8 protein-coding genes are annotated in these 11,319 nt (G+C 60.7%); 4 read left to right on the forward strand and 4 right to left on the reverse strand.

Translation table 11 applies throughout. From position 1 onward, the window contains the following. Positions 1-134: 134 nt before the first annotated feature. Positions 135-1,973: an arginine--tRNA ligase gene (gene argS / locus CUU80_RS09815; RefSeq protein WP_100497155.1), complete on the reverse strand. Its 1,839-nt coding sequence runs from the start codon at positions 1,971-1,973 to the stop codon at positions 135-137. A gap of 187 nt (positions 1,974-2,160) precedes the next feature. Here argS and CUU80_RS09820 point away from each other — a divergent pair, with 187 nt between their 5' ends. Beyond that, the gene (locus CUU80_RS09820) at positions 2,161-2,832 is read left to right on the forward strand and encodes a TetR/AcrR family transcriptional regulator (RefSeq protein ID WP_100497156.1); all 672 of its coding nucleotides are present in this window, start codon (positions 2,161-2,163) and stop codon (positions 2,830-2,832) included. 166 nt (positions 2,833-2,998) lie between these two features. Further along, positions 2,999-4,267, forward strand: coding sequence for an MFS transporter (locus CUU80_RS09825; RefSeq protein WP_243388726.1), 1,269 nt, complete (start codon positions 2,999-3,001; stop codon positions 4,265-4,267). A gap of 81 nt (positions 4,268-4,348) precedes the next feature. On the opposite strand, the gene murA is transcribed toward CUU80_RS09825, so the two are convergent. Then, entirely contained in the window at positions 4,349-5,674 is a 1,326-nt protein-coding gene (gene murA, locus CUU80_RS09830; RefSeq protein ID WP_100497158.1) for a UDP-N-acetylglucosamine 1-carboxyvinyltransferase, read from the reverse strand. A gap of 308 nt (positions 5,675-5,982) precedes the next feature. Between murA and CUU80_RS09835 the strand changes: the two genes are divergently transcribed. Next, positions 5,983-7,338, forward strand: coding sequence for an FAD-dependent oxidoreductase (locus CUU80_RS09835; protein WP_100497159.1), 1,356 nt, complete (start codon positions 5,983-5,985; stop codon positions 7,336-7,338). A gap of 308 nt (positions 7,339-7,646) precedes the next feature. On the opposite strand, the gene CUU80_RS09840 is transcribed toward CUU80_RS09835, so the two are convergent. Both CUU80_RS09840 and CUU80_RS11055 read right to left on the reverse strand, forming a co-directional pair. Continuing rightward, entirely contained in the window at positions 7,647-8,780 is a 1,134-nt protein-coding gene (locus tag CUU80_RS09840) for a beta/alpha barrel domain-containing protein (protein ID WP_100497160.1), read from the reverse strand. A gap of 99 nt (positions 8,781-8,879) precedes the next feature. Next, positions 8,880-10,337 carry a CPBP family intramembrane glutamic endopeptidase gene (locus tag CUU80_RS11055; protein WP_243388724.1) on the reverse strand — a complete coding sequence of 486 codons (1,458 nt, stop codon included), beginning with the start codon at positions 10,335-10,337 and terminating at the stop codon, positions 8,880-8,882. 100 nt (positions 10,338-10,437) lie between these two features. Between CUU80_RS11055 and CUU80_RS09850 the strand changes: the two genes are divergently transcribed. Next, positions 10,438-11,163 carry a LuxR C-terminal-related transcriptional regulator gene (locus CUU80_RS09850; protein WP_207760117.1) on the forward strand — a complete coding sequence of 242 codons (726 nt, stop codon included), beginning with the start codon at positions 10,438-10,440 and terminating at the stop codon, positions 11,161-11,163. Positions 11,164-11,319: the final 156 nt, after the last annotated feature.

Consider the following 11,319-nt stretch of genomic DNA (forward strand, 5'->3'; position numbering starts at 1 on the left):
GGACAGTCCAGTGGACTGTCCGTAGGCGAAGGGAGCGGCTATGCCGCGAGGGGAATCCGAAGGATTTCTGTCCGTAGCAGCGAACAGCGATAGCGTCGTGAGCGTCGCGGAATACTACGATGGCCGCTAGGCCATCACATCTTCTCGGGAGCGGAGACACCGAGCAGGTCGAGGCCGGCGGCGATCACGTCACGTACGGCATCATTGAGCTTCAGGCGGGCTGCGGCGCGATCCGGCTCCGGGGCCTTGGCGATGCGCACGGACTCAGCATCATCACCGCGGGCCTCCGGATCGGTCAGCTCCATCGGCACCACGCGCTCCACGTTGTACCACTTGTGGTAGGCGGCGGCCAGATCCTCAAGATAGTGGGCCACGCGGTGCGGGGCGCGAGCGTCGCCGGCCAGGGTGAGCAGAGCCGGCCACTGGGCAAGCGCGGCGAGCACTTCGCCGTCAGCCTCGGTATCAAGCAACGAAAGATCAGCACCGTCATACGAAATACCGGCGGCCTCGGCGTTGCGGTCCACATTGCAGGAGCGGGCGTGCGCATACTGCACGTAGTAGACCGGGTTGTCGTTGGAGTGAGAGGCGAGCAGGTTGAGGTCGATGTCCACCGGGGAGTTGTAATCGGTGCGAGCCAGCGAATAGCGGGATGCGTCCACGCCGATGGCTTCGACCAGATCGTCGATGGTCACGACGTTGCCGGCGCGCTTGGACATGCGCACAGCCTTGCCGTCCTTCAGCACGTTGACCAGCTGGCCGATCAGGATCTGCATGTTCTCGCCGGGCTTGTCGCCGAAGGCGGCGCACATGGCCATCATGCGGCCAATGTATCCGTGGTGGTCGGCACCAAGCATGTAGATGGCCACGTCGGCCGGGTCGGTGGCACGGTGGCGCTTGTTCCAGTAGTACGCGATGTCTGCGGCGAAGTAGGCGAACTCGCCGTTGGACTTGATAATCACACGGTCCTTGTCGTCGCCGTGCTTGGTGGACTCGAACCAAGTGGCGCCATCCTTCTCGTAGATGTCGCCGCGTTCGCGCAGCACTTCGATGGCACGCTTGACTTCACCGTCGGAGTACAGGCTGTTCTCATGGAACCACACGTCGAAGTTCACACGGAAGTCCTTCATGGACTTGCGGATCTCGTCGAACATCATCGGCACAGCGCGCTTGCGGAATTCTTCGCGCACTTCGGAATCGGATTCGCCGATCGGCTCGCCGTCGGCGTTCAGTCCCTGATCCTCGTGCTGCAGAGCGGTCAGATCCACACCGTCGGCCTTGGCTTCGGCCTCGACGCGGCGTGCGATCTCATCGATGTAGGCGCCCTTGTAGCCGTCGAACGGGGTTTCGGTCTGGTAACCGGCCTCGCCGAGGTTGTTGTCGTGCGCCCAGGCGGCGACCAGCGACTTGGCGAAGCGGTTGATCTGCTCGCCGTGATCGTTGAAGTAGTATTCGCGCACTACCTTGGCACCATTGGCCTCAAGCACGCGGGCCATAGCGTCGCCGGTGGCGGCCCAGCGGGTGCCGCCAATGTGGATCGGACCGGTCGGGTTCGCGGAGACGAACTCAAGGTTCAGGGTCTTGCCGGACAGGTGATCGTTGCGGCCGTACGTGGAGATGCCATGCTCATCAGCCGGCGCGTTCAGCACCTGATCGACCACGGCGGCGGCGGATGCGGAGTCAAGAGTGATGTTGATGAAGCCGGGGCCGGCCACCTCGACGGACTTGATGCCGTCGGCCTCGACGAGTGCGGCGGCGAACGGCTCGGCCAGATCGTGCGGCCTCATGCCGGCCTTCTTGGCCAGCTGCATGGCAATGTTGGAGGCCCAGTCGCCGTGGGCGCGGTCCTTCGGGCGCATCACGGTCAGCTTTTCGACGGGCGGAATCAGCTCGTCAGTCAAATCGCCGGCTTGACCGGCTGCGACGAGGTCGTGGGCAATCTTGGAAATCAGTTCACTTAACGCTTCAGGGCTCATTCTTCTAAGAATACCGAGAACACAGACAGTGCCTGCTGATCGCAGCGAATATACATACCGCCGCATCGACGCTTTCCTCAAGCCATTGCACCATATATAGGCTCGCCGCACATCTATACATACCGACCGACGGTATGTATAGTGTGAGACCGAACATCACAGACAATCCACCGGAAAGGAGCCGAGCATGGCGCGCAATGCACATCCGGAAGTCACCGAGCGGCGCATTCTCGAAGCCGCGCGCGAACTGTTCACGGAAAAAGGCTACGAGAAAACTTCCATCCAAAACATCGTGGACCGACTCGGCAATCTCTCCAAAGGCGCGATCTACCATCACTTCACATCCAAAGAGGCCATCCTCGACAAACTCAACGACACGGATTGGGACTACAGCCAAGCCGCGCGCGACCGCATCATGGCCCGCACCGATCTCAACGGCTTGGAGAAAATGCGCGAGCTGTTCAAAGTCACCATAGATAATAAGGACCACCGGAAGCTCAACGAGGTAACGATCCCCCTCCTCGACGACCCCACCACCCTCGCCTCCAGCCTCAATTTCTGGGCCGCCGAGCTGCCCAAGCACTGGCTACCCATCATCGAGGAAGGCATGCGCGACGGCTCAATCCCCACCGAATACCCGCAGGAAGCCGCCGAACTCATCTCACTGCTGGCCAACTATTGGCTGCTTACCCGTTTCTGCCCGCCAACGCGAGCCGAGCTCAGACATCGCATCCAATGCCTCGCCACCATGCTCAATGCCATCAACGTACCGGTTTTCGACGACGAGCTCATCCGCCAAACCTGCGACTTCTACGCCCAACTCAACGCACAGAATCCCGAGCAGACCCCACATGACTGACCTCCGCGCTTCCCACACTCCCCTCCCTTCCCACACTCCCCGTACTTTTCGCGCGAAAAGTACGTCCCAAGCCCTCAAAACCTCTCCGAAACAGCCAAATCGTGCGAAAAGTACGCTTACCGCCCCGAAAACGCCCGTTTCGCACGAAAATCGCGTTTCAGCCCCCATAAACCCGCCCAACGCGCACGAATCGCGCGAAAAGTACGCATCGCCGCTCCTCAGCCGCGATTTCATTCTGCTCGTCGCCGGCCAGGGCATCTCGCTGTTCGGCAACCTCATGCTGCGCTTCGCCATGGCGATGTGGGTGCTGGACCAAACCGGCTCGGCCACCGTGTTCGCCTCGATTCTGGCCATCTCCGTCGTGCCGACCATCATTTTCTCCCCGTTTGGCGGCGTATTGGCCGACCGCATGAACCGCCGCACCATCATGGTCGCGCTCGATGCCATCTCAGCCATACTCGTCCTCGCAAGCGCACTCACGTTCGCCGCCATCGGCTTCAATCTTGTGGCCATCGGTACCATGCAGGTACTGCTCGCGGTGCTCGGCGCATTCGAAACTCCAACCGTGCAGGCCGCGCTCCCCCAAATGTTCCGCGAACACGGGCAGGGCACCTTGCGCAAAGCCATGGCCGTGGTCAATCAGGTGCAGCAGCTCGGCTCGCTGCTGCCCAGCTTCCTCGGCGGCGTGCTCTATTCGCTGACCGGCATCCGTCCAATGATGATCATCGCCGTCGCAAGCTTCGCCTCGGCCGCGGCCCTCGAACGCTTCATTCGGTTGGCGGCACCCGACCGCGGCAACGAGAAACTGCCCACGCCGGTCGAGGATCTCAAAACCGGGATCCGCTTCCTCGTCAAAGACCGCCCGAATGTGTTCGCACTGTTGCTGTACGCGGCCGGACTCAACTTTGTGATCATCGGCAATGCCGCAGTCGGTTTCCCCTACGTGATTCGCACGGTGCTCGGCTTCGATGCCACGGTCTACGGCATCGCGGACGGTCTGGTCGGCGTTTCAGGGGTGATTGGAGCGTTCGTCGCCGGCTTCTTTGCCGCACGACTTACGATGCGCAAGTTTCCGGTCGCAATGGTTGCGTTGGCATTGTCGTTGTTGCCGCAAGGCTTGGTATTCCTGTTGCCGGTATCCGCTTGGATAAAACTGATTGTGCTGGTCGGCTTCACGTTCGGCACGATGATCGCCAGCTGCTTTTCGAATCTGATCGCGCTGCCCACCATCCAGCTCAATACGCCGGATGCGATGACCGGCAAGGTGATGGCGATGGTGGCCGCCATCAGTATGTGCGCACAACCGTTGGGCCAGATGGCATACGGATGGGCGTTCGATCATATGCCGGTGGCTGTAGTGCTGTTGATTTCAGCGGTGCTGCTGGGCGCTGGCGCAGTCGTTTCGGTGCCACTGTCCAAGCGATTTGAAGATTAGTGGGGGCTCACTAGAAAAATGGCTCCCTTCCGGAAGAAGGGAGCCATCACGCAATCAATCCGATATAACGGACCCGACAGATTAGTCGAAATCGGCACCGAGCGCTTCAAGCTTGCCACGGAAGTCGGCGTAACCGCGGTCGATCAGCGAAATGCCCTGCACGTTGGACGGGCCCTTGGCCGCCAACGCAGCGATCAAGTGGGAGAAGCCACCGCGCAGATCCGGTACGTCGATGTCGCGACCGGTCAGCGGAGTCGGTCCGAAGATCACGGCGGAATGCTTGTAGTTGCGCTGCTGGAAGCGGCACGGCAAGGAGCCGAGGCACTCGCGGTAGAGCTGAATCGTGGCACCCATCTGCACGAGCGGCTTGGTGAAGCCGAAACGGTTCTCATAGACGGTCTCGTGCACGATCGACAGGCCATTCGCCTGAGTCAGAGCCACGACGAGCGGCTGCTGCCAATCGGTCATGAAGCCGGGGTGTACGTCGGTTTCAATGGCCACCGGCTTCAAATCACCACCCGGATGCCAGAAGCGAATGCCCTTATCGGTCACGTCGAATTCGCCGCCGACCTTGCGGAACACGTTGAGGAAAGTCATCATCTCCGGCTGGGTGGCACCCTTAACGAAGATGTCGCCGTGAGTGGCGAGCGCGGCGGAGGCCCACGAGGCGGCCTCGATGCGATCGGTCAGCGAGGTGTGCGTAAAGCCCTTGAGCTCCTTGACGCCTTCAATGCGGAACGTGCGGTCCACATCCACAGAGATGATCGCGCCCATCTTCTGCAGCACCGCCACCAAATCCATGATCTCCGGCTCGATTGCCGCACCGGACAGCTCGGTTTTGCCCTCGGCGAGCACGGCAGCCAACAGCGTCTGCTCAGTGGCACCTACGGACGGGTACGGCAGGTGAATCTTCGCACCGTGCAGGCCGTCGGGAGCGGTGATGTGAATGCCGTCCTCGTGCTCCTTATCCACCGTGGCACCGAGTTTGCGCAGCGTCTCCAGATGGAAGTCGATCGGGCGACCGCCGATCGCGCAACCGCCCAGCGCCGGAATAAATGCCTCGCCCAGGCGATGCACCAGCGGACCCGAGAACAGAATCGGAATACGGGAGGAGCCGGACAGCGTATCCACGTCGGCCACATCCGCCAGCTGCACGTGGGAGGCGTCGATGGTCACCACACCGTTCGCGCCGTCCACATCCACGTTCACGCCATGCAGACGCAGCAGATCCGACACCACGTGTACGTCACGGATTTCCGGCACGTTCTTAAGCACCGACTTGCCCGGTGCCAGCAGCGCAGCCACCATAGCCTTGCTCACGAAGTTCTTCGCGCCACGCACCTTGATGGTGCCGTTCAACGGCTTGCCACCCTCAACATGCAGCACATCATTCGTATCCACAGCCACGCCACTCTCCTATATACGGCTTGCTCTTACCAAGATCGCGGTTCAAAAACGCTAGTGTCTAGTTTGCCATAACCCATGTGCGCACTCGGTGAAATGCGCCGGGAGCCAAACTCGGGAATTTTGGCGAGCCTATGAAGACCTCACGAAGCCCCACAAGCATCACCATCGCGGATACCACCTTTGCCTTTCCATAAACACCATATTCAATGTTATCTACGTCACATATTCCACCGAGACTTTCTCCAGACCTCTACGCTACGATGCAAGGCAGGGCAATTGACGCCTAGGCCACAAGCAAAGGAGCATTTATGACCACCGTCGCCGTCATCGGCTGCACGCACGCCGGCACGTTCGCCGCCACCTCGATTCTCGCCGAGCATCCGGATTGGACCGTCCACGTTTTCGAACGCAACGGCACCCTGTCCTTCCTCTCCTGCGGTATCGCATTGTGGGTGGGTGATCATGTATCCGACCCGAAGAAGATGTTCTATTCCTCTCCCGAAGCACTGGCTCAGGCCGGCGCAACCATGCATATGCGCACCGATGTGACGTCCGTAGACCTTGAAGCCAAAGTCCTCACCTATCGCGCGCTGGAGCCGGATGGCAGCGATTCGTCCGACGAAAAGACGCTCGCATTCGACAAGCTCGTGGTGACCACCGGCTCGCGCCCGGTGATTCCGCCGATTCCGGGCATCGACAGCCCGCATGTACTGTTGTGCAAGAACTGGGACCACGCCATCGCCATCAAGGAGAAGGCGAAGACCGCCAAGTCCGCGGTCGTGATCGGTTCGGGCTACATCGGTGCCGAAATCGCCGAGCAGTTCAGCCTGACCGGTGTGACGACCACGCTGGTGGACGGTTTGGACCGCCCGCTGGCCAACAACTTCGATAAGGCCATCACCGATCAGGTGGCCGCCGCGTTCGAGGAACATGGCGTGACGCTTGCGCTCGGCCAGAAAGTGGTGGAATTCCGCGACAATCCGGACAATACCGTCACCGTGGTCACCGAAAAAGGCGAGTACACAGCCGAGATGGCGATTCTGGCAGTCGGCTTCCTGCCGAACACCGACCTGCTCAAGGGCAAGGTGGATATGCTGCCGAACGGCGCGATTATTGTGGACGACTACATGCAGGCCTCCGTGCCGGACGTGTACGCCGCCGGCGATTCGGCCACCGTGTTCTACAACCCGACCGGCAAGCATGACTACATTCCGCTGGCCACCAACGCCGTGCGTCAGGGCCTGCTCGTGGGCCGCAACATCGAAACACCGAGCGTGAAGTACATGGGCACGCAGGCCACTTCGGCCGTGCAGCTGTACGACCTGTCTCTGGCCGCATCGGGTCTGACGAAGGCCGGTGCCGAGCGCCGCGGACTCACGGTACGCGAAACCGAGCTGGTGGACGACTACCGTCCGGACTTCATGCTCACCACCACGCCGGTCACTTCGATTCTGACGTGGGATCCGGAAACCCGTCAAGTCAAGGGCGGCCAGTTCTGCTCGAAGGCGGACATCTCCGGTGCCGCGAACGTGATCTCCATGGCGATTCAGGCCGGGTTCACTGTTGATCAGCTGGCCAACGTGGACTTCCTGTTCCAGCCCAACTTCGACAAGCCGGTCTATTACGTGGGTGCCGTGGCCATGAAGGCCGCCGCCGAAGCGTAATTGCCGCGCTACCCCCTAGGAGAAAGCCTATCTCGTTTACAAGGGGCTGATTTACGGGCCGCCGGAGGTCTTTCTGCGTTACAAGGGGTTGTTGCCTAAGTAGCGACAACCCCAAAACGGCGAAATAACGTTGCGAGAATACGGTTTTTGTCCACGGTTTCGCACCAAAGGAACCCCTTGTAACGCAGATAGATATTCCGATATCCCCAAATCAACCCCTTGTAAACGAGTTTGCCCCGACTGAAGCTCTTTCAGCCGGGGCAAACTCGTTTTTAGGCGGTCTATTCGCAATCAAGCCGACGAGCAGCTCACAGACTTGCCTTAATCTTTCGAGCCAATTCAGCATCCCACATGGCTCCGGTGGCGGACATCACCGAATCCGCGCCAGCTTGCCTGTACGCCTCGTAATCGGCGGGCGAAACCACGCCGCCTACGCCGTTAATCGCAAAGTCCAGGCCAAGACGCTCGCGCAGCGCAGCCAGGCGACGCACCATTTCAAGGCCGGCACCTCGAATCGCGCTACCGCACACACCGGAACGATCGCGACCGGCACCCGGAAGCGCCTGGTTGCCGTCCTTATCCACCAACTTCGCGGAAATCGTGTTGATCGTGCTGAAGCCCTGCACGGTGCCGCGGCCCGCAGTGGAACGCACCATCAGCTCCAGATCATCATCGCTGGGAATAAACGCCAGCTTGATCATCAGCGGCGTATCGCCGATTTCCCGTTTCACGGCCTCCGTAATGCGCCCCACAAGCAACGGGTTGTGGCACAGCAAACGGTTGTGCCCCTCATTCGGGCAGCTGGTGTTCATCACCATCAGTTTCGCGCCGGTTTCCTTGACCAACCGGGCCGTAGTGGCGTGGTCGGCGATGTAATCCTCTTCGCTCATGCCTTCCACACGAGAACCTTGGAAACTCGGCACCAGCACCTGCCCCGGGCCGGCCGCGGCAATGGCGGCCTTCATATCCGGCTGCCAGACGTCCGGATCCTGCGAGGGTACGCCGAAGCTGTTGGAGATGGAGATCGGCAGCTCATAATTCGTATCCGCCAGCACGCCTTCGTCCAGCTCGGCGCTGCCGGGGGTCAGCGAGCCGTCTGCCGACTGAGGATGCACGGCCAGCACATTCGGGAACGGGTTGCAGCCCCACGCACGCGAACGCACGGTTTTGTATGTGGCCAAATCGAAGCCCATACGGAAAGCCGCCGTGGTGTAGCGACTGTTGAGCAACGGACCCGCGGGAATACCAAACGCCAGATTCACCGGCTGCCCCAGGAATGTGGAGGCAGCTGTCGAGGAGGCATCGGAGTCGGAGCTGCGGCCATCGGCCACAGGCAAAACGCCCTCCCCCTCCAGTGCAGCGGCGAATGCTCCGAACGGGCCACATGCGTAGTTGTCTTCATAGGTGCGGTTCACATCGTAAAACGGCTCGAAATCACTCATGAATTAACCATAAGCCACAGCCGGCCGGCCCACGCCCGATTTCTTCGTTGCCGGAACCGACTCAAGCAAAATCAGCCCCGATCAGCCCAGCCCCTCCCCTCAGCCGATCATCGCCGCAGCGAACGAAAGCACCGCCATCACAGCGTTGATCACCACGAAAATCACGAACGTCGGGCACGCCCACGCCGCATAGGTGCCGGACACACTGCGATTATCGCGACGATATTGCCGCAAGCCCCGCCCCCAGAACGCGAATACGATCAACGCCCCGATGACGCCGATCAGGGCGAGCGCGATCGAATAGATAGCGTACCCGGTGCTGTCAAGGTAGCCCGCCAGCCACGTATCGATCACGCCGGAAAGAATCGCATTATTGAACACGTGTAGCGCAATCGACCAGACCAACGAGTATTCCATGGCCACGAATCCCAGAATCAGGCCGAACAGGAAAGCGAAAGTCCCCTGCACCACGTCGTCATGAAACAGTCCGAACACCAGCGCGGACGTTACGATCGCAAAGTTACGGCCGAGAGGTTTCAGCTCCTTCATCAGCACGCCGCGGAACAGCACTTCCTCGCAGATCGGTCCAACCAAACCGATATACAGCCACATGCTTACGGTCACCGCGGATTCATTGATGCTTTCGGATGTGGGCGAGGCCAAATCGGCACCGACCATCGCGAAAGCGAGCTGCACCAACGTCACCACGCCTTGCACGCCGAGCCCCAGCGCAATGAACGCCAGGAACCATAAAGGACGCATGCGACTGCCGCCGTATTGACTGATGCGTCCACGCTGGTTCGGTTCGCCATACGTATCCATATGGCTGCCACCAAGCCAGAATTCACGGGTGATGATGTCGCGGTGGCGCATCAGCAGCAGGAAACCGAACGCGGTGATCACGGATACCAAGCTGATAATGCCATCCCAGCTGGTGCCGGTGTCCTGTTTGCCGGTCACCGAATTGGCAATAAGCGCCATGATGGACGCCGCGATGGCACCGACGTACATCATGCCTTGATACGCCAAGGTCAGGCCCATCGCGCGATTGGTGACTTTGCGCCGCCACGTCCGCCACGCTTTGCGCAGGTCGATTGGCTGGACCGGTACCGCGGCCCAGTATGGGATGTATGGCTGAGGTTGCGATGGCAGTTGCGTCTGCGGCTGAGGTTGATAATACTGCGCCGATCCGTGAGGGTACGCCGGGACTGAGGGGACGACTGGTAACGGCGATCCGTATGGATTCGGATTGTGAGGCTGACTGTAGCTGTACTGCGGGCCGCCGTATTGCGGCGAAGGCACAGGCCGTCCGTACAACTGCTGGTCTGACTGTGCGATATAGATTGGCTGCTGAGTCTGGCCAATCCGTTGGCTCTGAACCGACGTTCGCGGCGGCATACTTGGTTGCGGTGATTGCAGCCCCGCCTGCGCATACGTGGCATACTGCGACGACTGTTGACCTTGGTTATGTTGCGCGCGCTGATTCTCCTGCGAATCCCACTGCGAAGGCTGTGCCGGAACCGGTATCTGCGGCTGCCCGGGTTGCTGCTCGTTCATGCTCATATGCCTCAACCTATCCACTCTTCCTGAGCGAATCGTGATGATGTCCGCAGATGTCTACGAGAGCTTCCTGCATACTCCTACTAGGATGGTGCGCATGAGCGTTGAGCAGGGGACGAGCACGGCCTCACCGGTTTTGGTGGCGGCTGTGGATAACGATCGCATGGCGCTGTTGGCATTGCAGGGGATTTTGCCGCAGCTGATGCCTACCGCACGATGGATGTGGGGCGTGGGCGCGGCCGATGAGGCGGTGCGAATGGCATTGGACCCGCAGACTCGTCCGCGAGTGCTGATGGTGGATATGTCGCTGGGAGATGCGACCGGCGTCAGCGTGTGCCGCACGATTCGGTCGCGCACGGATCGGGTGCTGCTGCTCGGCATCACTGCGTTCACCGTGGAAACGTACGCCGAACGCATTGCTGCGGCCGGAGCGCAAGGCATCGCATCCAAGGCCGATATTCCGCAGTTGGCACAAGCGTTGCGTACGGTCGCTGCCGGCGGCACGTTTGTTCCGGCTTCCGTTCACACCGCTGCGACCACGCCATTGCAGTTCCATTCGGCAAGTGACGCACACCGCATGCTGGTGGACGGCACGGCGGCCGCACACGGAAACGGCACGGATAACGACGGCCGCCCGGCGCCTAAACTCGGTGCCAAAGAAGCCGAGACACTGCATCTGCTCTCCCGCGGACTGACATACGATCAGATCGCCGCCCAGTGGGGCGTCACCGCCTCCACCGTCCGAACCCACGCCCACCGAGCCGTAGACAAACTAGGCGCCCACTCCCTAGCCCACGCCATAGCGTTATGGCTGAGCCGTTAAGCGAACAGCACGGTGTGCTGTTCGTAGGCTCAGCCTGAGTGAGGCGGCAGCCGAGCGAAGGTAGGATTGAGTCTGGCCGAAGGCCAGTCCTTAATTGCTGGACCGGAGGGGAGCCGTTAAGCGAACAGCACAGTGTGCTGTTTGTAGGCTCAGCCG

This window comes from Bifidobacterium scaligerum, assembly GCF_002802865.1.
Classification (GTDB): domain Bacteria; phylum Actinomycetota; class Actinomycetes; order Actinomycetales; family Bifidobacteriaceae; genus Bifidobacterium; species Bifidobacterium scaligerum.